This window comes from Blastococcus sp. MG754426 (assembly GCF_021699055.1).
Lineage (GTDB): Bacteria > Actinomycetota > Actinomycetes > Mycobacteriales > Geodermatophilaceae > Blastococcus.
The window spans coordinates 17,327-40,095 of record NZ_SSXC01000032.1; the positions used below are offsets into that span (position 1 = coordinate 17,327).

Annotated in this window: 19 protein-coding genes and 3 tRNA genes; 12 read left to right on the plus strand and 10 right to left on the minus strand. The window is 73.7% G+C overall.

What is annotated here, in order from left to right; translation table 11 throughout:
- Positions 1-35: 35 nt before the first annotated feature.
- The 7 genes from gyrA (at position 36) to E9549_RS12270 (ending at position 5,516) form a co-directional block, all read left to right on the plus strand.
- Positions 36-2,504 (plus strand): DNA gyrase subunit A, encoded by a 2,469-nt coding sequence (gene gyrA, locus E9549_RS12240; RefSeq protein WP_236826818.1) that lies wholly within the window; start codon positions 36-38, stop codon positions 2,502-2,504.
- 107 nt (positions 2,505-2,611) lie between these two features.
- Positions 2,612-3,355, plus strand: coding sequence for a DUF3566 domain-containing protein (locus E9549_RS12245; RefSeq protein WP_236826819.1), 744 nt, complete (start codon positions 2,612-2,614; stop codon positions 3,353-3,355).
- A gap of 256 nt (positions 3,356-3,611) precedes the next feature.
- Positions 3,612-3,685: transfer RNA gene (locus E9549_RS12250), tRNA-Ile, on the plus strand.
- An 82-nt stretch (positions 3,686-3,767) separates the two neighbouring features.
- Positions 3,768-3,908, plus strand: coding sequence for a DLW-39 family protein (locus E9549_RS12255; RefSeq protein ID WP_170852331.1), 141 nt, complete (start codon positions 3,768-3,770; stop codon positions 3,906-3,908).
- A 25-nt stretch (positions 3,909-3,933) separates the two neighbouring features.
- Positions 3,934-4,006, plus strand: a tRNA-Ala gene (locus E9549_RS12260).
- A 92-nt stretch (positions 4,007-4,098) separates the two neighbouring features.
- Positions 4,099-4,632 (plus strand): peptidylprolyl isomerase, encoded by a 534-nt coding sequence (locus tag E9549_RS12265; RefSeq protein ID WP_236826820.1) that lies wholly within the window; start codon positions 4,099-4,101, stop codon positions 4,630-4,632.
- Between the two features lie 128 nt (positions 4,633-4,760).
- Entirely contained in the window at positions 4,761-5,516 is a 756-nt protein-coding gene (locus tag E9549_RS12270; RefSeq protein WP_236826821.1) for a rhomboid family intramembrane serine protease, read from the plus strand.
- Between the two features lie 25 nt (positions 5,517-5,541).
- Here E9549_RS12270 and E9549_RS12275 read toward each other — a convergent pair whose 3' ends face one another.
- Complete coding sequence (locus tag E9549_RS12275) at positions 5,542-5,964, minus strand: PH domain-containing protein (RefSeq protein ID WP_236826822.1); 423 nt, start codon at positions 5,962-5,964, stop codon at positions 5,542-5,544.
- Between the two features lie 93 nt (positions 5,965-6,057).
- Here E9549_RS12275 and E9549_RS12280 point away from each other — a divergent pair, with 93 nt between their 5' ends.
- Positions 6,058-7,218 carry a thiolase family protein gene (locus tag E9549_RS12280; RefSeq protein ID WP_236826823.1) on the plus strand — a complete coding sequence of 387 codons (1,161 nt, stop codon included), beginning with the start codon at positions 6,058-6,060 and terminating at the stop codon, positions 7,216-7,218.
- 520 nt (positions 7,219-7,738) lie between these two features.
- On the opposite strand, the gene crgA is transcribed toward E9549_RS12280, so the two are convergent.
- Entirely contained in the window at positions 7,739-8,011 is a 273-nt protein-coding gene (gene crgA, locus E9549_RS12285; protein WP_236826824.1) for a cell division protein CrgA, read from the minus strand.
- 133 nt (positions 8,012-8,144) lie between these two features.
- Between crgA and E9549_RS12290 the strand changes: the two genes are divergently transcribed.
- Entirely contained in the window at positions 8,145-8,894 is a 750-nt protein-coding gene (locus E9549_RS12290) for a DUF881 domain-containing protein (RefSeq protein WP_236826825.1), read from the plus strand.
- Positions 8,895-8,955: 61 nt separating this feature from the next.
- Positions 8,956-9,615 carry an aminodeoxychorismate/anthranilate synthase component II gene (locus E9549_RS12295; RefSeq protein WP_236826826.1) on the plus strand — a complete coding sequence of 220 codons (660 nt, stop codon included), beginning with the start codon at positions 8,956-8,958 and terminating at the stop codon, positions 9,613-9,615.
- Positions 9,616-9,679: 64 nt separating this feature from the next.
- Here the strand turns inward: E9549_RS12295 and pknB are convergent, their stop codons facing one another.
- The 7 genes from pknB to E9549_RS12330 form a co-directional block, all read right to left on the minus strand.
- Entirely contained in the window at positions 9,680-11,452 is a 1,773-nt protein-coding gene (gene pknB, locus E9549_RS12300; RefSeq protein WP_236826827.1) for a Stk1 family PASTA domain-containing Ser/Thr kinase, read from the minus strand.
- A 145-nt stretch (positions 11,453-11,597) separates the two neighbouring features.
- Positions 11,598-13,307, minus strand: coding sequence for a serine/threonine-protein kinase (locus E9549_RS12305; RefSeq protein WP_236826828.1), 1,710 nt, complete (start codon positions 13,305-13,307; stop codon positions 11,598-11,600).
- Entirely contained in the window at positions 13,307-14,752 is a 1,446-nt protein-coding gene (locus E9549_RS12310) for a penicillin-binding protein 2 (RefSeq protein ID WP_236826829.1), read from the minus strand. Before E9549_RS12310 ends, E9549_RS12305 begins: the two co-directional genes overlap by 1 nt.
- Positions 14,749-16,155 (minus strand): FtsW/RodA/SpoVE family cell cycle protein, encoded by a 1,407-nt coding sequence (locus E9549_RS12315; RefSeq protein WP_236826830.1) that lies wholly within the window; start codon positions 16,153-16,155, stop codon positions 14,749-14,751. The genes E9549_RS12310 and E9549_RS12315 overlap by 4 nt, the downstream gene beginning before the upstream one ends.
- Entirely contained in the window at positions 16,155-17,573 is a 1,419-nt protein-coding gene (locus E9549_RS12320; protein ID WP_236826831.1) for a PP2C family serine/threonine-protein phosphatase, read from the minus strand. Before E9549_RS12320 ends, E9549_RS12315 begins: the two co-directional genes overlap by 1 nt.
- Positions 17,570-18,028, minus strand: a complete 459-nt coding sequence (locus E9549_RS12325; protein ID WP_236826832.1) for an FHA domain-containing protein — start codon at positions 18,026-18,028, stop codon at positions 17,570-17,572. Before E9549_RS12325 ends, E9549_RS12320 begins: the two co-directional genes overlap by 4 nt.
- 85 nt (positions 18,029-18,113) lie before the next feature.
- Positions 18,114-18,932, minus strand: coding sequence for a DUF3662 and FHA domain-containing protein (locus E9549_RS12330; protein WP_236826833.1), 819 nt, complete (start codon positions 18,930-18,932; stop codon positions 18,114-18,116).
- A 174-nt stretch (positions 18,933-19,106) separates the two neighbouring features.
- Between E9549_RS12330 and E9549_RS12335 the strand changes: the two genes are divergently transcribed.
- Positions 19,107-19,192, plus strand: a tRNA-Leu gene (locus tag E9549_RS12335).
- A gap of 60 nt (positions 19,193-19,252) precedes the next feature.
- Here E9549_RS12335 and E9549_RS24160 read toward each other — a convergent pair.
- Complete coding sequence (locus E9549_RS24160) at positions 19,253-22,096, minus strand: EAL domain-containing protein (protein WP_236826834.1); 2,844 nt, start codon at positions 22,094-22,096, stop codon at positions 19,253-19,255.
- A 478-nt stretch (positions 22,097-22,574) separates the two neighbouring features.
- On the opposite strand from E9549_RS24160, the gene E9549_RS12345 reads away from it, so the two are divergent.
- A partial coding sequence (locus E9549_RS12345) for a hypothetical protein (RefSeq protein WP_236826835.1) occupies positions 22,575-22,769 on the plus strand: 195 nt, incomplete at its 3' end.

Consider the following 22,769-nt stretch of genomic DNA (forward strand, 5'->3'; position numbering starts at 1 on the left):
CCACCCCTGTGCACCGACCTGTGGAGACCTGAACCGTGACGGAGACCCCACCCCGCGACCGCGTCGAGCCGGTCGACCTCCAGCAGGAGATGCAGCGCAGCTACATCGACTACGCCATGAGCGTGATCGTCGGGCGCGCGCTGCCCGAGGTCCGTGACGGCCTCAAGCCGGTGCACCGCCGCGTCCTGTTCGCGATGTACGACCAGGGCTTCCGGCCCGACCGCGGGTACGTGAAGTGCGCCCGCCCGGTGGCCGAGGTCATGGGTAACTACCACCCGCACGGCGACTCGGCGATCTACGACGCCCTCGTCCGCCTCGCCCAGCCGTGGTCGATGCGCTACCCGCTCATCGACGGCCAGGGCAACTTCGGCTCCCCGGGCAACGACCCGGCGGCCGCCATGCGGTACACCGAGTGCCGCCTGACGCCGCTGGCGATGGAGATGCTGGCCGGTATCGACGAGGAGACCGTCGACTTCCAGGGCAACTACGACGGCCGCACCCAGGAGCCGGTCGTCCTGCCCGCGCGCATCCCGAACCTGCTGATCAACGGCTCCGCCGGGATCGCGGTCGGCATGGCCACGAACATGCCGCCGCACAACCTGCGCGAGGTGTCCGAGGCCGTCTTCTGGATGCTGGACCACCCCGAGGCGGAGGCCGAGGAGGCGCTCACCGCCTGCATGGAGCGGATCAAGGGCCCCGACTTCCCGACCCACGGCCTCATCGTCGGCCGCGAGGGCATCGAGGACGCCTACCGCACCGGCCGCGGCTCGGTGCGCATGCGCGCCGTCGTCACCGTCGAGGAGGACGCCCGCGGTCGCGTGCAGCTCGTCGTCACCGAGCTGCCCTACCAGGTCAACCCCGACAACCTGGCCGAGAACATCGCCGACCTGGTCAAGGAGGGGCGGCTCCAGGGCATCAGCGAGATCGCCGACGAGTCCTCCGACCGCGTCGGCCGCCGGCTGGTCATCACGCTGCGCCGTGACGCGGTCGCAAAGGTCGTCCTGAACAACCTCTACAAGCACACGCAGCTGCAGACCTCCTTCGGCTGCAACATGCTCTCGATCGTCGACGGCGTGCCGCGCACGCTGCGCCTGGACGAGCTGGTGCGCAACTGGGTCAACCACCAGATCGAGGTCATCCAGCGGCGCACCCGGTACCGGCTGCGCAAGGCCGAGGAGCGCGCGCACATCCTGCGCGGCTACGCCAAGGCCCTCGACCAGCTCGACGAGGTCATCGCCCTCATCCGGCGCAGCCCCTCGGCCGAGGAGGCGCGCGGCGGCCTGATGGAGCTCCTGGACATCGACGAGGTCCAGGCCATCGCCATCCTCGACCTCCAGCTGCGCCGGCTGGCCGCGCTCGAGCGCCAGCGGATCATGGACGAGCTGGCCGAGATCGAGGCCCGCATCGCCGACCTGCAGGCGATCCTCGCCTCGCCGGAGCGCCAGCGGCAGATCGTCAAGGACGAGCTCGCCGAGATCGTCGAGAAGTACGGCGACGACCGCCGGACGAAGTTCGTCCCCAACGAGGGCGACGTCTCGATGGAGGACCTCATCGCGGAGGAGGAGGTCGTCGTCACCATCACCCGCACCGGCTACGCCAAGCGGACCAAGAGCGACCTCTACCGGTCGCAGCGCCGCGGCGGCAAGGGGGTGATGGGCGCCCAGCTCAAGCAGGACGACATCGTCGACCACTTCTTCGTGGGGTCCACCCACGACTGGATCCTGTTCTTCACGAACAAGGGCCGGGTCTACCGCGCCAAGGCCTACGAGCTCCCGGAGGCCAACCGCACCGCCCGGGGCGCGCACGTCGCCAACATCCTGGCCTTCCAGGGCGACGAGAAGATCGCCCAGGTCATGCAGATCAAGGACTACACGGTCGCCCCGTACCTGGTGCTGGCCACCGCCAAGGGGCAGGTCAAGAAGACCCGGCTGACCGACTTCGACTCCCCCCGACAGGGCGGCGTCATCGCGATCAACCTGCGCGACGGCGACGAGCTGGTCGGCGCCTCGCTGATCGACCCGGAGCAGGACCTCCTGCTGGTCACCCGCAAGGCGATGTCGATCCGGTTCAAGGCCGACGACGCCGCACTCCGACCCATGGGGCGCGCCACCGAGGGCGTCCGCGGCATCTCGCTGTCCGAGGACGACCGCCTGCTGTCGATGATCGTCGTCCAGGAGGGCGTCGACGTGCTGGTCGCCACCGAGCGCGGCTTCGCCAAGCGCACCGGGATCGAGAACTACCCGAACCAGGGTCGCGGCGGCAAGGGCGTGCTCACGGCCGACCCGAAGGCCCGCAAGGGGGCGCTCGTCGGGGCGCTGTCGGTGACCCTCGGCGACGAGCTGTACGCGATCACCTCCGGTGGCGGTGTCATCCGGACGCCGGTCAACGGCGTGCGGCACAACAAGGACCGGGCCACCATGGGCGTCAAGCTCATGAACTTGCCGGAGGACGTGACGATCGTGGCGATCGCGCGTACGACGGACAACGACGAGCCCGCCGCCTAGGGTGAGTAGCTAGTCACGCAAGCGACTGCGGCTCCGCGGCGGCCAGAAACCGCCGCGGAGCCCGGCACTGGAGGAGCGGCGTCGCCGCTGCGGAACGGGAGACTGGCATGAGCGACCGGACGCACGGTTCGGTGCGCACCGACTCCCGGGCAGGGGACGGGAGCGCGGCGGAGGGCAGCCCCGCGGACGGGGCGCCGGCGCCCACGCAGTCCATCCCCGCCACCGGCAGCCAGCGGGCGCAGTCACCCGGCACGGGAGCGGCACCGGTCGTCCCGCAGCCGCTCAACCCGTCGACCGGTGCCACGCCGGCACAGCAGGGTGCCACCCAGCAGGGTCCGGTGCAGCAGGGCGCGGCGGGGGACGAGACGGCGCAGCAGGCGCCGGTGGCCGACGCGGACGCCGCGGCCGGCGGCTCCGACGACGACGGCGCCCCGCGGGGCGTCTCCGTGGGCGGGGCCCGCACCGGCCGGGGCAAGGCCGGCCGCGGACCGCGCCGCGCCCGCCTGCAGGTGCGCCACATCGACACCTGGTCGGCGCTGAAGATCTCCCTGATGCTGTCGATCGCGCTGTTCTTCATCTGGATGGTGGCGGTCGGCCTGCTGTACATGGTCCTCGGCGGCCTGGGCGTCTTCGAGGCCGTGAACGACCTGTTCGGGCAGATCGGCAGCGCCTCGGGTTCGGAGTCCACCGGCGACGTCGTGACGCTGGGCGTGGTCTTCTGGGGCGCGGCGGTCATCGGGGCGATCAACGTCGTCCTGCTCACCGCGCTGTGCACCGTCGGCACCTTCATCTACAACTTGTGCTCCGACCTCGTCGGCGGGCTCGAGGTCACCCTCTCCGAGCGGGACTGAGCACTTCGTCGTCCTCCGGACGACACCGCGGCCACGTGCCGTCCCCCGCGGGGCGGAGCGTGGCCGTCGTGCCATCCCGGGACCCTCCGGGCCCCACTCGGCCCGACACCGCGGCCACGTGCCGTCCCCCGCGGGGCGGAGCGTGGCCGTCGTGCCATCCCGGGACCCTCCGGGCCCCACTCGGGGCGACCTCGCCGAGGGTGCCGGACCCCCTGCGGGCGTCGTGCGGGGGTCACGTATGCTGTTCGAGGTCCACGGGCCTGTAGCTCAGGCGGTTAGAGCGCATCCCTGATAAGGATGAGGCCGGAGGTTCAAGTCCTCCCAGGCCCACCCGTGTACCGGAGCCTCGCGGTTCCGCGTCCCCCCGCACGTCGCCTCCGCGGCGAGCGAAGCGCCCGAGGAGGTTCTCCGCGTGCTGAAGAAGCTGGCGCTCGTCGCCGCCGCAGCCGGTGCACTCGTCGCCGTCCGGAAGCGGTCCACCGACCGGACCGAGGCCGATCTCTGGCGCGAGGCCACGAGCGGCCCGGGCGCCGTCAGCACGCCCACCCGCTGATCCACCGGCCCGCGCAGGGCCACCCGGGGACGTAGCTCAATTGGCAGAGCACCGCCTTTGCAAGGCGGGGGTTAGGGGTTCGATTCCCCTCGTCTCCACACCTGGGGCCGCGGACGCCGGCCCACGCCCCGTGCCACCGCGCTCCCGGCCCAGCGACACGCCGCCGGCGCGACGGTGGGAGAGTGGAGCGGTGACTGAATCGACTCCCGCCCGCCGCGCGGTCCTGCACACCAACCACGGCGACATCACCGTGGACCTGTTCCCCGACCACGCCCCCAAGACGGTCGCGAACTTCGCCGATCTCGCCGAGGGCACCCGCGAGTGGACGCACCCCGCGACCCGCGAGAAGACGACCGACAAGCTCTACGACGGCACGATCTTCCACCGGATCATCTCCGGCTTCATGATCCAGGGCGGCGACCCGCTCGGGCAGGGCATCGGTGGCCCCGGCTACCAGTTCGGCGACGAGATCCACCCCGACCTCGCCTTCACCAAGCCCTACCTGCTCGCCATGGCCAACGCCGGCCCGGGCACCAACGGCTCCCAGTTCTTCATCACCGTCGCCCCCACCACGTGGCTGACCGGTAAGCACACCATCTTCGGCGAGGTGGCCGACCAGGGGAGCCGGGACGTCGTCGACCGGATCGCCGCCGTCTCCACCGGCCGCAACGACCGCCCCGTCGAGGACGTGGTGATCGAGTCCGTCGAGGTGCAGCGCAGCTGAGCACGGAACCGCACGGCGGGGGCGCGGCCGACCAGCCGCCGCCCCCGCCACCGGCCTGCTACCGCCACCCGGAGCGGCCCACGGGCATCCGGTGCGCGCGGTGCGGCCGTCCCATCTGCCCCGACTGCATGATCCCGGCGTCGGTCGGATTCCAGTGCCCGGCGTGCGTCCGGGAGGGCACGGCGTCGGTGCGCGCGCCCAAGCGCACCTCCGGCCTGAAGGCAGCCGCCACCCGCTGGGGCGGCGTCACGGTGACGCTGATCGCGATCAACGTCGTCATGTTCCTGGTGACGGCGGTGTCGGCGGGCCTGGCCGGCAACGCCCCGCTGGAGAACTACCGCTCGCCGGTCTTCGTCGACCTCGCGCAGTACCCGCTCCTGGTCGAGCTGGGCGAGCCGTGGCGGCTGCTCACCGCGGCGTTCCTGCACATCGGCCTCGTGCACCTGGTGCTCAACATGCTGGCGCTGCTGGTGTTCGGCTCCGAGCTGGAGCGGCAGCTGGGGCGGGCGCGCTTCCTGGCCCTGTACGTCGTCTCCGCGCTGGGCGGCTCCACCGCCATCCAGCTGTTCGGCGACTTCGCCCGGCCCGTCGCCGGGGCCTCCACGGCCATCTACGGCCTCCTGGGCGCCCTCGGCGTGCTCATGGTGGTCCGCCGCCAGGACGTGCGGGGCATCCTGGTCCTGCTGGGCATCAACATCTTCATCAGCTTCCTGCCCGGCATCTCGCTTCTGGGGCACCTCGGCGGCCTGGTCACCGGCGCGGTGGTCGCGGCGCTGCTGATCGGCACCCGCCGCCGCACCGCCGTCCAGGTGGCCGGCATCGGCGCGCTGGCGGTGCTGCTCCTCGTGCTCGCCCTCGGCGTCTCGCACGTCACCGGCGTCTGACGGCGGCGGCCCGGCGGCCGCGGCGTCACCGCGCCGGACCGCCCCCGGGGCGCAGCTCGGCGAGCTCGCCGGCCACCGTCGCGGGGTCGGCGCCCAGGTCCCAGCGGCCCAGGACGAGCAGCAGGCCGTCGTCCACACCCCCGGCGGGCCCCTCGAGCTCCAGGGTGCGGACCGTCGTCCCCCAGCGCCGGGCACTGCGGACGCGCACCCGCAGCAGCCCCCAGGGCAGCACCCGGGTACCGGTCAGCGTCCGCACCGCGACCCCGTCGGGGCCTGCGGCCAGCCGCGGCCGGAGCAGCGCCTCGCGGACGGCGAGGGCGACCAGCAGCAGCGCGGCGCCGCCGACCAGGATCCGGCCGGCCGGGTCCAGCAGCAGGGCGACCGCGCCGAGCACCACGGCGCCCGCGGCGAGACCGGCCGGCAGGGCTGCCGGGGGAGACCACTGCACGCCCACCAGCGTGCCAGGTGTGGCGCGGAACATACGATCGCGGTCAGGGTGGCCGGCCGGCGCACCCGACCGTCGTCCCCGAGGAGTGGGTCCATGCGTGATGCCGTCATCTGTGCCGCCGTCCGTACGCCGGTGGGCAAGCGAGGGGGTGGGCTCTCCGGGGTGCACGCGGTCGACCTCTCCGCCCACGTGCTGCAGGCGCTCGCCGAGCGCTCCGGCATCGACCCGGCCGTCGTCGAGGACGTCTTCTGGGGCTGCGTGAGCCAGGTCGGGGAGCAGACCTTCAACATCGGGCGCAACGCGCCGCTGGCCGCCGGCTGGCCGGAGTCGGTCCCCGGCACCACCATCGACCGGCAGTGCGGGTCCTCCCAGCAGGCCGTCGCCTTCGCCGCGGCCACCGTCATCAGCGGCCAGGCCGACGTCGTCGTCGCCGGAGGGGTGGAGTCGATGAGCCGGGTGCCCATGGGCTCCGCCCGGGCCGACGGCATCGCGGGCAAGCCGCTGGGCCCGCGCTTCCTGGAGCGCTACGACGGGGTGTACCCCAACCAGGGCATCGGCGCCGAGATGATCGCCGAGCGCTGGGGCTTCTCCCGCACCCAGCTCGACGAGTTCGCCCTCTCCTCGCACGAGAAGGCGGCCAAGGCGCAGGCCGACGGCGCCTTCGACGAGGAGATCGCACCGGTCACCCTGCCCGACGGCACGGTGGTCAGCGCCGACGAGGGCATCCGTCCCGGCGGCACGCTCGAGAAGCTCGCCTCCCTGAAGACGCCGTTCAAGGAGGACGGCGTGATCACCGCCGGCAACGCCAGCCAGATCTCCGACGGTTCGGCCGCCCTGCTGGTGACCACCAGCGAGAAGGCCCGCGAACTCGGCCTGCGCCCGATGGTGCGCATCCACACGACGGTCATGGCCGGCGACGACCCGGTCATCATGCTGACCGCGCCCATCCCGGCCACGCAGAAGGTGCTGGCACGTTCGGGGCTGTCGATCGACGACATCGGCGTCTTCGAGGTCAACGAGGCGTTCGCGCCGGTGCCCATGGCGTGGATGGCCGACACCGGTGGCGACGCCGCCCGGCTCAACCCGCTGGGCGGCGCCATCGCGCTGGGGCACCCGCTGGGCGGCTCGGGCGCGCGGATCATGACCACCCTCGTCCACCACATGCAGGCGACCGGCACCCGGTACGGCCTGCAGACGATGTGCGAGGGCGGCGGCACGGCCAACGCGACGATCCTGGAGCTCCTGGACGCCTGACCGCCCCGCCGCACTCCCCACCAGCCCCCGGCCGCCCGGCCGGGGGCTCGTGCCGTTCCGGGGCCGGCGGCCCACCGGTGGACGGCGCTTCCTCTCCGTGCACGTGCGGAAGCGTCGGGTGACCCGGACGGGTCCGTCCACAGCTCCCGCCCGGCCGGTGTATCCGCAGGTCAACGCGGGTAGGGCGGTGCACGGTCAGCGTCCCGTCCGGGCGCACATGTCGACTCGTCCACAGCTGGGTACACAGCTGGGGACAGACTCACACGGCTGTAGTTACGCCGATGGACGGCTCGTCACACGCGCCCCAGCGGTCGGGAAAGCCCAGGTCAGCGGCGAACGGACCCGGACGGTCCCTCCACACTCGGTGGACAACCCTGGGGGTGGGCCGTCATGTCGACCTGTGGACGACGGTGACCGCTGTGCACAGTCGCGGATCGCCCCGCCGCCCCGGCCGCGGGAACGAGCGAGGCCCCCGTCCCGGTGGGGGCGAGGGCCTCGCGCGGCGATCGGTGGCTGCGGGCTACCGCCAGCGCATCGACATGATCAGCCCGGCGACCATGGCACCGAAGCCCACGGCGAAGTTCCACGCCGACAGCGACTGCATGAACGGGATCTGGTCGCCGGCGACGTAGAACACGACGATCCACAGCAGCCCGAGCAGCATGAGGGTGACCATGACCGGCGCCCACCAGCGCGGGCTGGGCTGCAGCGCCTTGGCCTGCGCCCCCCGCGAGCGGACGACGTCCTCCGGCGGCGTGTACACCGACTTCTTGCGCACCTTCGACTTGGGCACGTGCGTACTCCCTCCCGGCGGCCGGACTCGTCCTCCCGGCCGGAACTGCCCCCCAGACTAAACTTCCGGGGGACGTCGGCAGCGCTGCTCCACCCGTACGCGCCGACCCCGTCCGCTCCGAGGGAGGTACCCGGTGGCCCGCTGGTCGCTGCCCGGACGCTCCGCCTCCGCCTGGGGAGCGCTCGTCCCGGTCGTCGCCCTGGCCGCCGGCCTGCTCTTCGCCACCTCCGGCCGCACCGCCCAGGGCAGCGACCTGCGCGCCGGTGAGGTCACGCAGCTCTCCCAGCTCGTGGAGGAGCGGGACGCGGCCGTGGTCCGCCAGGAGCGCCAGCTGGTCCAGCTGCAGGCCCAGGTGCAGCGGCTCACCGACCAGGTGGCGACCCGGGACGGCGACGTGGCCCAGGAGCAGGCCGTCGCCGAGGCCGGGGCCCCCTCGGCCGGCCTGACGCCGGTCACCGGCGCCGGGGTGGTCATCACCCTCGACGACGCCCCCCAGCGGTCCGACGGCAGCCTCCCGCGGGGCGCCCGCCCCGACGACCTCGTCATCCACCAGAGCGACGTCCAGGCCGTCGTCAACGCCGTGTGGGCGGCCGGCGCCGAGGGGGTGGCGGTGATGGACCAGCGGCTCATCTCCACGAGCGCCGTCCGGTGCGTGGGCAACACCCTGCTGCTGCAGGGCCGCACCTACTCGCCGCCGTTCGTCGTCACCGCCGTGGTGGACGCGTCCCGGGTGGAGGCAGCGCTGGACGCCTCGCCGCAGGTGGCCGTCTTCGAGCAGGCGGTGGCCTCCTGGGGGCTCACCTTCGAGGTGCGCGAGCGGCCCCAGGTGACCGTCCCCGCCTACGATGGCGGCCTCACCCTGCAGCACGCGGCCGCCGGCTGACCGTCCGGCCGTCCGCGGGTGCCCGTGCGGCACCCCTGAACCCGCTAGGAGCTCGACCGCGATGACCGCCGCCGACCGTCCGGTCCTCGTCGTCGACAACTTCGACAGCTTCGTCTACAACCTGGTCCAGTACCTGGGCCAGCTCGGCGTCCGGTGCGAGGTGCGGCGCAACGACGCCGTCACCGCGGACGAGCTCCCCGACCTCGACGTCGCCGGCGTGCTGCTCTCCCCCGGCCCCGGTGCGCCGGCGGACGCCGGCGTGACCGTGCCGATGGTCCGCGCCGCCGCCGAGCAGGGCATCCCCGTCCTCGGGGTGTGCCTGGGCCACCAGGCGATCGCGGAGGCGTTCGGCGCGGAGGTGGTGCGCGCCCCCGAACTGCTGCACGGCAAGACCAGCCAGGTGGTGCACGAGGGCCAGGGCGTCCTCGCCGGCCTCCCGTCGCCGTTCACGGCCACCCGCTACCACTCGCTGGCCGTGGACGCCGCGACGGTGCCCGACGAGCTGGAGGTCACCGGGCGCACCCCCTCGGGCCTGGTGATGGCGCTGCGGCACCGCGAGCTGCCCATCGAGGGCGTCCAGTTCCACCCCGAGTCGGTGCTCACCGAGGGCGGCCACCGGATGCTGGCGACCTGGCTGGCCGCGTGCGGCCTCGCGCCCGACGAGGAGCTGGTGGCCGCCGCCACCGCGAGCGCGCAGCGGCTCTCCTCCGCCATCGCCTGAGCCCGGCAACGCAGCAGGGCCCCTCCCGGACGGGAGGGGCCCTGCTGCATGTCCCCGGGAGGACTCAGTCCCCGACGCCGTCCTCGGTGGGCGGCGTGACCGGCTCCGTGGGGACGGGCGGGCTCGAGGTGGTCGGGGTCGCCGGCTCCTCCGCCGGGACCGGGATGGCGACGAGGAGGGTGATCGTCTCGCCGGAACCGACGTCGTCCCCGGCCGACGGGTCGGTCTCGACGACGGTGCCCGGCGCCACGTCGTCGCGCTCGACGTCCTGGCGGGTGATCTGCCCGGCGCCGAAGCCGGCGTCCTGCAGGGCCGCGCGCGCCTGGGCCTCGGGCTGGTTGACCACGTCGGGCATCTCGACGGTGCCCGTGGAGACGCTCAGCGTGATCGGGGTCTCCAGGTCCGCCTGGCTCGACTCGGCGGGGCTCACGGCGGCCACCCGGCCCTCGTCGAACTCGATGGAGTCGACCTGCCGGCTGGAGATGTTCGTGAACCCGGCCTGCTCGAGGTTGGCGCGCGCCTGGTCCTCGGTGAGGCCGACGACGTTGGGCACCTGGACGGTGTCGGGGCCGGCGCTGACCACCAGGTCGACCTCGCTGCCCTCCTCCACCCGGCTCCCGCTCGGCGGCGTGCTGCCCAGCACCTGGCCCTCGGGCACGGTGCCGCTGGCCTCCTGCGTCACCTCGCCGACGACCAGACCGGCCCCGGTGATGGCCTGCTCCGCGGCCGCCTGGTCCAGGTTGAGCAGCGGCGGCACCGTGACCTGGGCGACGGCGGGGGTCTCCTCGCCGCGGGTCAGCGCCACCGCGGCGGCGATCGCGCCGCCCAGCAGCAGCACGCCGAGGACCGCGACGATCGCGATGATCCGCCGCTTCCGCCGCCGGTCGCCGTCGTCGTCCCAGTCGTCGTCGCCGTACCCGCTGGCGTAGCCGCCGACCGGGGCGCCGATGATCGCGGTCTTCTCGGCGTCGCCCATGACCGGCGTCGCCTCGACCCGCTGCCCGGCCAGCGCCCGGAGCAGGTCGTTGCGCATCTCGGCGGCCGACTGGTACCGGTTGGCGGGGTTCTTGCTCATCGCCTTGAGCAGGATCGCGTCCAGCTCCGGCGGCACGTCCGGGTTGATCGACGACGGCAGCCGGGGGTCCTCGCGGACGTGCTGGTAGGCCACCGACACCGGGGAGTCGCCGGTGAACGGCGGGGCCCCGGTGACGAGCTCGTAGAGCAGGCAGCCCAGCGAGTAGACGTCGGACCGGGCGTCCACACCCTCGCCGCGGGCCTGCTCGGGGGAGAGGTACTGGGCGGTCCCTATCACCGCTGCGGTGGAGGTCATCGTGGCCGCGGAGTCCGAGACCGCGCGGGCGATCCCGAAGTCCATCACCTTGACCGAGCCCTGCGGGGTGATCATGACGTTCCCGGGCTTCACGTCCCGGTGCACGATGCCGTTGCGGTGGCTGAAGTCGAGGGCGCCGCAGATGTCGGCGGCCAGGCTCATGGCCCGCTCGACCGGCAGCCGGCCCTCGCGCCGGAGCACGTCGCGCAGCGTCTCGCCCTCGACGTACTCCATGACGATGTACGGGGTCGCGCCGCTGGGCGTGCGGTCCTCACCGGTGTCGTAGACGGCGACGATCGCCGGGTGGTTCAGCGACGCCGAGGCCTGCGCCTCGCGGCGGAAGCGGACCTGGAAGGAGGGGTCGCGGGCCAGGTCGTGGCGCAGCACCTTGACCGCCACCTCGCGGCCGAGGCGCAGATCGCGTCCGTGGTGGACCTCGGCCATGCCGCCGCGGCCCAGGACTCCGCCGATCTCGTAGCGCTCACCGAGCACCTGCGGCGTGGTCATCGACGGTCCTCTCGGGCTGTTCCGTGCAGCCTCCGCGGCCCGGTGGTGCGGGGGCTGCCCGCGACGGTCGGTGCCGCGGACTGCTGGCCGCCGGCGAGCCTAACCGCAGAACGGCCCGCAACCCGGGATCGCCATGTCGGAGTGCTCATGGCTGATTACCCACGGTCGTCGCCGCATTGGCATCGGGGTCGGTCTCCGGGTCGTCCGGCTCGTCCGGCGGTGGCGGTGCGGTGGTCGTGGTGGGCGCCGGAGTCCCCCCGGCGGTGGTGGACGACGAGGTCGTCGCGCCCGTCGTGCCCGTCGGCTCGGTGGGCCCGGTGGGCTCGGTGGTCCCGGTGGGGGCCGTGGTCGTCGTCGGCGCCGTGGTGGTGGTCGGCGCCGACGTCTCGCCCTCGTCGCCCCCCTCGTCGTCCTCCACGGGAGCGGGGTCGTAGTCGTCGGGCGCGTAGAAGAGCGTGATCGGGGTGTCCGGGGTCGCCTCGACCCCCGAGGGGTCGATGCCGGCGACGTCGTTCTGGTCCAGGGTCTGGCCCAGGGCGGTCAGCAGCCCCGCGCTGGCCTCCTCCTGCGTGACCGTGGTGAAGCCGGCCTCGCGCAGCTCCTCCTCCACCTCGTCGGCGTCGCGCCCGATGTACCGCGCCGGATCGAGGAGGATCCCGTCGGCCTCGGCGCTGGTGGTGGCCGCGCCGGTGGTGGGGGACGCGTCCTGCCCGGTGGAGTCGGCGGAGTCCCGCAGCAGCAGCCAGGTGGTGCCGGCGACCAGGAGGACGAGCACCAGGGCCGCCGCCGGCCAGAGCCAGCGAGGGGTGCGGCGCGCCGGTGGCTCGTCGCCGTCGGCCCAGTCGTCGTCGTCCGGCGGTGCCTGGAGCGGCGGCATGGGACGGCCACCGGTGGCGGGCGCCACCGCGGGCATCCCGGCGGCCGGGGTGGCGAAGACCTGGGTGCGGTCGCCCCCGACGTCCACGATCTCGGTGGGGGTCGTGGCCGGTGCGACCACGGGGCCGGCCCCGGCCAGGGTGTCGCCGGCGCCGACCCGGCGGACGGCGTCGGCGAACGCGCCGCCGTCGGTGAACCGGTCGGCGGGGTCCTTGGCCAGGGCGCGCTCGACGAGGAGCCGGACCGCCGGGGGGACGTCACCGGGGAGCGGGGGCGGCGGCCGGTTGATGTGGGCCAGCGCGATGGCCACCTGCGAGGCGCCGTCGAAGGGACGGACGCCGGCCAGGCACTCGAAGCCGACCACGCCGAGGGAGTAGACGTCGGAGGCGGCGGTGACCTCCATGCCCTGGGCCTGCTCGGGGGAGAGGTACTGGGCGGTGCCCACCACCATCCCGGTGCGGGTCAGCGGGGCGGCGTCGCGGGCCTGGGCGATGCCGAAGTCGGTCAGCTTGACCACGCCGTCGGGGCGGACGATCAGGTTGCCCGGCTTGATGTCGCGGTGGACCACGCCGGCCCGGTGCGCGGCGGAGAGTCCGTCGGCGGCCTGGCCGAGGACGTGCAGCGTCCAGTCGACCGGCAGCCGCCCCTCCTCGTGCAGGATCGTCACCAGCGGCTGGCCCTCGACGAACTCCATGACCAGGAACGCCAGGGTCTGGACGCCGCTGTCGTCGGTGGTCTCGCCGTAGTCGTAGACCGAGGCGATGTTGGGGTGCGACAGCGCCGCGGTGTGCCGCGCCTCGTTGCGGAACCGGGCCAGGAAGCTCGGGTCGTTGGTGTACTCGGTCTTGAGCACCTTCGCCGCGACGATCCGGTCCAGCACCCGGTCGCGCGCCTTCCACACCTCGCCCATGCCGCCGGTGGCGATGGGAGCCGTGATCTCGTAGCGCCCGGCCAGCAGGCTGCCGATCCCCAGTGCCATCAGCCGCCCTGCCCGTCGAACCAGGCCGCCAGGACGTCCCGTGCGATCGGGGCCGAGACGTCGCCGCCGGTGCCGCCCCCGTTGGCCACGAACACGGCGACGGCGATCTGCGGGTCGTCGGCCGGCGCGAAGCCCATGAACCAGTTGTGGTCGGGCACGCCCTCGCGCACCTGCGCGGTACCGGTCTTGCCGGCCACGTCGATGCCGGGCAGGCGCGCGGCGCGCCCCGAGCCGCGGGCGACGACGCTGACCATCATCTCGGTGAGCTGGTCGGCCACCTGGGCCGAGACCGGCTCGTTGAGCACCTCCGGGTCGGCCGAGTCGATCACCGTCAGGTCCGGAGCGCGCAGCTCCTCGACGAGGTAGGGCTTCATCTGCACGCCGTCGTTGGCCACCGCGGAGGCGACCATCGCCGCCTGGAGCACCGTCATCCGGACGTCGCGCTGGCCGATGGAGGTCTGGGCCAGGGCGGCGTCGTCGACGATGTCGCCCACGGTGCTCGGCGCGACCTGCAGCGGGATCTCCAGGCCGCCCTCGTCGAGCCCGAACGCCTCGGCCATCTCGCGCACCTGGTCCTCACCGAGGTCCAGGCCGAGCTGGGCGAAGGCGGTGTTGCACGAGATGGTGAGCGCGTCGGTGAGCGACTGCTCGCCGCTGGGGCTGCAGGCCGAGCCGCCGAAGTTGGGGATGACCCGGCTGCTGTTGGGCAGCGGCAGCTCCCGGGGCGCAGGGACGACGGACTCGGGGGTCAGCCCGTCCTCCAGCGCGGCGGCCGCCACGATCACCTTGAACAGCGACCCGGGCGGGAAGTTGTCCCCGATCGTGCGGTTCACCCGCGGGTCGGGGTCCGCCCCGGTGAGCTGCTCCATGTTCTCGCGGATGACCGAGGGGTCGTGGCCGGAGACCAGGCCCGGGTCGTAGGTCGGCGTGCTGGCCATCCCGAGGATCGCCCCCGTCTCCGGGTCGAGCGCCACGACGCCACCGGTCACGCCGTCCAGGCCGGCCATCGCGGCCGCCTGCACGTCCGGGTCCAGCGTGAGGACGACGTCCCCGCCGGCGGGGTCGCGCCCGGTGAACAGGTCGGCGATGCGGCGGACGAAGAGCCGGTCGTCGTCCCCGGAGAGCACGTCGTTCATGACGTCCTCGAGGTACCGGTTGCCGTACACCAGCGAGTGGTACCCGGTGACCGGCGCGTACAACGGCCCCTGCGGGTAGGTGCGCAGGTACTCCAGGCGACCGTCGGTGGGGACGGAGAGGGCGACCTCGGTGCCCTCGACGATGATCGAGCCGCGCTCGCGGTCGTAGGACTCGGCGATCACGCGGGTGTTGCGGGTGTCCGTGCGCAGGTCGTCGGAGCGGACGACCTGGATGACGTTGACGTTGACGATCAGCAGCGTGAACAGCACCAGCACGCTGATCGCCACCCGCCGCAGCGGGGCGTTCACGGCGTCACCACCTCGGTCGGGGCATCACCCAGGCGCACGGGCGTGGCGTGCGGCGCCGCCGGGCGGCGGGCGGCGTCGCTGATCCGCACCAGCAGGGCGACCAGCACGAAGTTGGCCACCAGCGACGACCCGCCGTAGGCCAGGAACGGCGTGGTGAGGCCGGTCAGCGGGAGCAGCCCGGTGACGCCGCCGAGGACGACGAACACCTGCCAGGCGACGGCGAACGCGAGGCCGGTGGCCAGCAGCTTGCCGAAGGCGTCGCGGACGACGAGCGAGGTGCGCAGCCCGCGCTCGACCAGGATCAGGTAGACGACGATCACCGCGACCAGCCCGAACAGCCCGAGCTCCTCGCCGACGGCGGCGGCGATGAAGTCGCTCTTGGCCACCGGCACCTGGTCGGGGCGGCCGCCGCCGAGGCCCGCACCGAAGAGCCCGCCGGTGCCCAGGCCGAACAGCGACTGCATCAGCTGGTAGCCGGCGCCGTCGTAGTACGCCGACGGGTCCAGCCAGGTGTTCACCCGCGCCTGCACGTGGGCGAAGATCTGGTAGGCGATGAACGCCCCGCCGGCGAAGAGCGCCAGGCCGATGAACAGCCAGCTGGCGCGCTCGGTGGCCACGTAGAGCATCACCACGAATATGCCGAACAGCAGCAGCGAGCTGCCCAGGTCGCGCTCGAAGACGAGCACCAGGATGGAGACGATCCACGCCAGCAGCACCGGGCCCAGGTCGCGGCCGCGCGGCAGCTCGATGCCGGCCACCTTCTTGCTCGCGAGCGCCAGCACGTCGCGCTTGTCCACGAGGTAGGCGGCGAAGAAGACGACGAGGCAGATCTTCGCGAACTCGCCCGGCTGGATGGAGAAGCCGGCGACGCGGATCCAGATCTTGGCCCCGTTGACCTCGGAGATCGACGCCGGCAGGACGGCCGGGATGGCCAGCAGCACCAGCCCGATGAGCGCCAGGGTGTAGGCGAACCGGGAGAGGGTCCGGTGGTCGCGGACGACGACGAGCACCGCGACGAAGAGGGCGACCCCGAGGGTGGCCCACACCAGCTGCACCGGGGCGTCCTCCCGGGTGACGGTGCTGCCCACCTGCCCGGCGGCGAGGTCGAGCCGGTGGATCACCGCCAGCCCCAGGCCGACGAGCAGCGCGACCGACGGCAGCAGCAGCGGGTCGGCGTAGGAGGCCCACCGGCGGACGACGAGGTGCGCGACGACCCACAGCGCGGTGATCCACGCGCTGAAGCCGGCCATCTGCGGGCGCAGCTCCCCGGTGACGGTGAGGTCGACGATGATCTGCGCGACCACCGTGATCAGCACGGCGAAGGCGAGCAGCAGCGCCTCGGTGCCCCGCCGGGTGGGTGTCGCGGCGGCAGCGGCGCGGGGGTCGGTGACGGGTCCGGCCATCAGTCGACCTCCCGGCAGTCCACCCCCGGCACGGGGGCCGAGGTGGTCCGTGCCGACGTCGGGGCGGCCACCTCGTCCTCGAGCGCCGGGGCCTCGGGCAGGGCGGCGTCGCCGGGGGCGGGCTCCTGGGCGGTCGTCGGGCTCGCCGCCGGGGGCGTCGGCGTGCCGGTGGGCGTGGTGGCGCCGGTGGCACCGGTGGTCGTCCGGCAGATCGGCAGCCGCTGGTCGGCCAGCGCGGAGACGATCCGCTCGGCGTCGGCGGAGTCGTCCGCGGTGATGCTCCCGAGCACCCGGTTGCGCGCGGCCGGCGTCAGGTCGGCGAGCGCGAGGTCGGTGCCCCGGTCGAGGCGGTGCAGGTCCATCCCCAGGAAGGAGACGTCGAGGCCGCGGAAGACGGCCACCTGCCGGTCGTCGCCGGAGCCGTTCACCCCCACGAACCAGTTGTTGAGCGCCCAGAAGTACATGCCGATCGCCCCTGCCACCAGCACGGTGAGAAGGGCCCCCGCCACCAGGAGGATGCGCACCGGGCGGCGGCGGGCGGAGGGGCCGCCGCCCGTCGGCAGCGTGGGTGTCGGCGGCGGAGCGGCGGCCTGGTCGGCGAGGGCCGCCCGGCCGGCGGCCGACCGCGGATCCACCTCGCGCTGCCCGACGTTGTCGCCCGCGGCGCCGTCGACGACCGGGTCGAAGCGGCCGTTGCTGCCGGTGTCCTCGAGGACGTCGGCGACGATCACGGTGATGTTGTCCGGCCCGCCGCTGCGCAGCGCCAGCTCGACGAGCCGGTCGGCGGTCGCCTCCGGGTCGGGGTTCTGCAGCGCCTCGGCGAGGGTCTCCTCGCTGACGACGCCCGAGAGGCCGTCGGAGCACAGCAGGTAGCGGTCGCCGGCGCGCGCCTCGCGCATGGAGAGGTCGGGTTCCACCTCCTGCCCGTTGAGGGCGCGCAGCAGCAGGGAGCGCTGCGGGTGGTGGTTGGCCTCCTCCGGCGTGATCCGGCCGTCGTCGATCAGCGTCTGCACGAAGGTGTCGTCGTGGGTGATCTGGGTGAACTGGCCGTCGCGCAGCAGGTAGGCGCGCGAGTCGCCGACGTGGCAGAGCGCCAGCCGACCGCCCGCGAACAGGATCGCGGTGAGCGTGGTGCCCATGCCCTCGAGCTGCGGGGACTCCCGGATCACCTCGCGCAGGTGCTCGCTGCCCTCGTGGACGGCGGAGCGCAGCGACTGCAGCATGTCGCCGGTGGGGGTGTCGTCGTCGAGGTGCTCGAGGGCGGCGATCACCACCTTGCTCGCGATGTCTCCGGCGGCGTGGCCGCCCATGCCGTCGGCCACGGCCAGCAACCGGGGCCCGGCGTAGACCGAGTCCTGGTTGTTGCCGCGGATGAGGCCGCGGTCCGAGCGCGCGGCGTAGCGGAGGACCAACGTCACGAACGCAGCTCCAGTGCGGTCTGGCCGATGCGGATCGGCTGGCCGGGGGCGACCTGCAGCGGGCCCTGCACGCGCTGCTGGTCCAGGTAGGTGCCGTTGGTGGAGCCGAGGTCCTCGACGTACCACTGACCGCCCCGGTTGGTCAGGCGGGCGTGCCGGGAGCTGGCGAAGTCGTCGGTGAGGACCAGCGTCGAGTCGTCGGCGCGGCCGATGAGGATCGGCTGGTCACCGAGGGTGATCTTGGTCCCGGTCAGCGGTCCGGCGGTGACCACCAGCGACTTGGGGCCGCGGTGCCCGCGCTTCTTCGGGGTGGCGGCACGCGGCGGGACGGTGGCGACGCGACCGGGGCGGCCGCCGAACAGGTCGGCCCGCACCACGCGGAACGCGGCGAAGATGAACAGCCACAGCAGCAGCAGGAAGCCGAAGCGGAAGATCTGGACGACGAGCTCGGTCACGGGCGCACCCCGCCCTGCACCTGCCCGGCACCGCGGCGGAGCGGCTGCTCCCGGATCCGGCCCGGCGGCCACCGCACGGGCCCGGTCACGCCCCGTCCTGCCGGTAGACGAGCACCGAGTGGCCGATGCGGATCACGTCGCCGTCGCTGAGCGGCTGCCGGTTGATCCGCCGGCCGTTGACCAGCGTGCCGTTGGTGGAGCCCAGGTCCTCCACGGTGGCGACGTCGCCGTCCAGGACGACGTCGACGTGCTTGCGGCTGACGCCGGTGTCGGGGATGCGGATGTCGGCCTCGGTGCCGCGGCCGATGACGTTGCGGCCCGTGGAGAGCTCGTGCCGGGTGCCCGGGCCGTCGACGACCAGCACGTGCGTCACCGTCGTCCGCGAGCCCGCGCGCCCGACGACGGAGGGGTTCTGCTTGCCGGTGTCGGTGGCCATCCGCCCGCGCAGCGGTGGGAGCGGGGGCAGCGGCGGGTGGCCGGGCACCGGGACGGAGGCCAGCGGGGGCGCGTCGGCGCGCACGTGCGGCCGGGCCGGGTCGGCGACCTGGGAGCTGACCTCGAAGACGCCGGTGGTCAGCTCGTCGTCCCGCTCGAGCGCGACGGTGACCTTGTCGAAGACCTGGTAGCCCTCGTCCTCGATGTGCTCGGTGACCATGTCGGCGAGCTCGCCGGCCAGCTGGTCGGACCACTGGCCCAGGTGCTCGTAGTCGGTCTCGCCGAGGCGGACCACGTAGACGTTGGGCGCCAGGACCCGGCCCTCACCGAGGATCGAGCGCTGCTCGTCGGCCTCGCGCTGGAGGGCCTTGGCGATCTCGGCGGGGTGGACCTTGCCCTTGAAGAGGCGGGCGAAGGCCAGGCCGACCATCCCTTCGAGCCGGCGCTCGAAGCGCTGCAGCACACCCACAGTCGCTCCTCTGCGCTCGCCGGACGTCCCGCTCTGCCATCCGTGATCGTAGCCGGGCCGGGCGCGGCTGACCGCCCAGGAAGCCGCGACGCCCGACACGTCGTGTCCGCGTGCGCCGCGGCGGCACCCCTCGGCGGCGGACCGCCGCGCGGCTGCTACTGTTCTCCCTCGCCAGGGCAAGTGGCGGAATGGCAGACGCGCACGGTTCAGGTCCGTGTGTCCGAAAGGACGTGGGGGTTCAACTCCCCCCTTGCCCACCAGGCAGACAGCGGCCCCCGGGATCTCCCGGGGGCCGCTGTCGTGTCCGGGCGGTCACCTGCTCAGCGCGGCGCCGGGGCGCTGCCCGCGCGCTCGAGGAGGAGCCCGCGGACGGCGGCGGGCTCGGCAGGACGGCCGAACAGGTAGCCCTGGCCCCGGCTGCACGCCATGCCCTGCAGCGCCTCGGCCTGGCTGCACGTCTCCACGCCCTCGGCGACGACGCGGAGGCCGAGGCCGTGGGCGAGGCCGACGATCCCGGCGACCAGCGGGGAGGAGGGCGCAGACCCGGTCAGCTGGGAGGTGAAGGACCGGTCGATCTTCAGCTCGCTCACCGGCAGCCGCTGGAGCTGGGCCAGCGAGGAGTACCCGGTCCCGAAGTCGTCCACGGAGATCCCGACGCCGAGTGCGCGGAGGTGTTCCAGGTGGCCGTGGCTGGTGGCGACCTCGGTGAGCACCTGGCTCTCGGTCACCTCCAGCGTCAGCGACCGGGCCGGCAACCCCGTCTCGGCCAGGACGCGCTGCACCGATGCGGCGAAGTCCGGATCGGTGAGCTGGACGGCGGAGACGTTGACGGCCACCTCCAGCTCCAGCCCGTCCGACCGCCAGTCCGCGACGGTCCGGCAGGCTTCGCGGAGCACGTGGTCGCCGATCTCGCGGATGCGACCGCTGGCCTCGGCGATGGGCACGAAGCAATCCGGCGGTACGGGCCCGAGCGCTGGGTGCTGCCAGCGCGCGAGAGCCTCGACGGCGACGACCCGTCCGGTGGCGAGGTCGACCTGCGGCTGCAGGTGCACGACGACCTCCCCGCGCTCCACCGCGCCGTGCAGGTCGGTCTCCAGGCGCAGGTGCTCCCGTACCCGCTGCTCCGGCAGCCCCGGGGACCCGGACTTGCTGCGGTGCAGATCCTCCTCGGCGCGCTCCAGCAGGTCGTGCGCGAGGTCCCCGGCGGCGTCGGGCAGCCCCCCGGACGACTCGGCCACGGCGAGGCCGATGGCCAGGTCGACGAAGACCTCGTCGTCCCCCGTCCGTACCGGGGCCGCCAGGGACCGGTGGATCCGGTCGGCCACCTCCCGGGCGCCGGGCCCCGACGTGCCGGACAGCAGGACGGCGAACTCGTCCCCGCTGAACCGGGCGACGGTGTCCTGGTCGCGGACCGCCGAGCGCAGTCGCCGCGCGACCTCTGCGAGCACCTCGTCACCAGCGCCGTGCCCGAGGCTGTCGTTGACGCGCTTGAGCCGGCGGACGTCGCAGAAGAGCAGGGCGATGTGGCCGGCCGGCTGGCTCAGCGCGGTCTGCATCTCGGAGAGGAGGAAGGCGCGGTTCGGCAGGCCGGTGAGCGGGTCGTGTGCGGCCTGGTGCCGGATGTCGTCGAGCAGCTGGGTGTTGTCCAGCGCCACGCCGGCCAGGCCGGCCAGCCCCCACATCCGCTCGGTGGTCCCGTCGTCGAGCGTGGTCGGTGCTGCGCGGTGCGCCCAGTAGGCGAGAACGATCCCGACGAGTCGCTCGTCGACCTTGATCGGCACCCCGCCCATGGCGGTGACGCCGAAGTCGCCCAGCACCGCGTCGGCCCACGGTGAGCTCGACCGGTCGACGAGCATCGGGGCGCCCACGGCGATCAGCTCGCACAGCTCTCGGCTGTCCTCCGTGCTCGTCACGAAGCCGGCGGCCCGCTCGGCCAGTTCCGGTGGCCAGCCGCTGAGGCCGGCGATCCGGACGGACTGGGTCCCGGCGTCCCACAGCGCGACGGCGGCGCGGTCGGCACCGCAGAGGCTGGGCACGGCGTCGGCGATGGTCCGGGCGATCTGGCGAGCCTCGCGGCGTCCGGCGAGCGACCGCGCGACGGTGAGCAGCAGGCGGGCGGTCTCCTCCTGCTCGCGCGCCTCGGCGAGGGTGGCCGCCATCTCGATGGCGGCCGCCGCGTGCCGGGCGTAGGCGGTGAGCAGCTGGACGTCACCGGGGAAGGTCGCCTGACCGGGCCAGGCGACGACGGCGAGGACGCCGTAGTCCCTCGTCCCGGAGGTCACCGGCACGGCGAGGACGGAGGTGCCGCCGACCTCCCGGCAGCCGACCTCGAGCCGTTGGTCGCCCAGCGCGGCCAGCGCGGAGGAGCCCAGGCCGCGGGAGCGCACGTGCCGCTGCCCATGGGGGAGGCGGACGTCGAGCACGTAGCCCGGGGCGTGCACCGCGCGGTCCGCACGCTCGGCGACGCGGTCGAGGGTGTCCGCGAGCGAATCCCCGCTGAAGAGGTCGGTGGCGGCCTCCTGGAGGTCGCGCAGCCGCTCCTCCGCGTCCGCGACCGGCGCGTGGACCGCGCCGAGGGACACCCGGCGGTACCGGCCGCGGCCGCGCCAGCGGGAGCGTGCCTGCTGCTCCTGCCAGGTGACGGTGTACTCGCACTGCGGGGCCCCGTCGGCCTGGCACGCCCAGTGCTCGACCACCGCCGGCTCGAGACCGAACAGCACCGGCGCCTTGCGGAGCATCCCGATGTTGTAGTCGCAGTCCACGCGACCCGGGTGGTGCGGCGGCAGCACCCGCCAGCTCAGCCGTGCCTTCCCGTCCGTTGCCGACTCGCAGCGGAACACCGCGGCGGTGTCCAGGCGGGTGGAGATCCGCGAGACCTGGCGGAGCAGCCCGGCGGGGGAGCCGAACGTGGTCAGCACCCGCCGCAGCGCCCTCACCGCGGGGTCGGACATGGCGGCCTCGCCGAGTGCGAGCCCGACCCGCGGGTCACCGAGCTCCTCGGCGGCCGCGTCGAACAGCCGCAGCTTCTCCGGGTACGTCACCCGGCCGCGGAGGCTCTGCAGCGGTGTCCGCCGGTCCGCCAGACCCGCGCGGTCGAGCACGCGCTCGACGGCCCTCTCGCCACCCCGCGCGGCGACCACCCGCAGCAGCAGCCGCGTGGTCACCGTGGAGGTCCCCGCCAGTGCCTTCGTCCCGCCCACGGTCCCCCCCGTCCCGTCCGGCCCGGTGCCGGAGCCGGCCCGGGAGCTCAGCCCTTCGCAGCGGGTATCGACCGATCGCGTCCCGGCTTGAGGCCCCGGATGCGCCCGCCTCCCCCGCAAGGGTCCGGTGGCCCCGCGCGGGACGACGGGCCATCACGGTGCCTCGCCCTCACGGGGGGTCAGGCCGAGCCGCTCGTCCCCTGCACGAAGGCGGCGGAGTCGTAGTAGGTGCGGACGCCGGTGAGCCGCTCCTCGTCGCCCTCGATGACCGTGACGCCCCGGTAGGTGAACGGCTTCCCGCTGCGCAGCGTGCCGGTCGACGTCCACTCGAGCGCCGCGCTGCTCTCCCGATCACGGAGTGGGTGAACGTCGTCTCCAGGTCGCCGAAGACGTTCCGGTAGTCCTCCCAGAAGACCCGGGCGCCGTCCCTGCCGGACGTCTCGTGGTGCTCGTCGAGCTTGACCAGCCGGGCGTCCTCACCGGTGATCTCGAGCATCGGCCCGACGTCGCGGTCGCTGTCGAGCGTGTGCAGCGCGGCGGTGAAGCGCTCGGTCATCGAGTGCACGGTTCCTCCAGGGGCGTCGGTGCGGCCGGGCGGGGTTCGTCCAACCCCGTCGCGCCCTACCCCGTCGTGCCC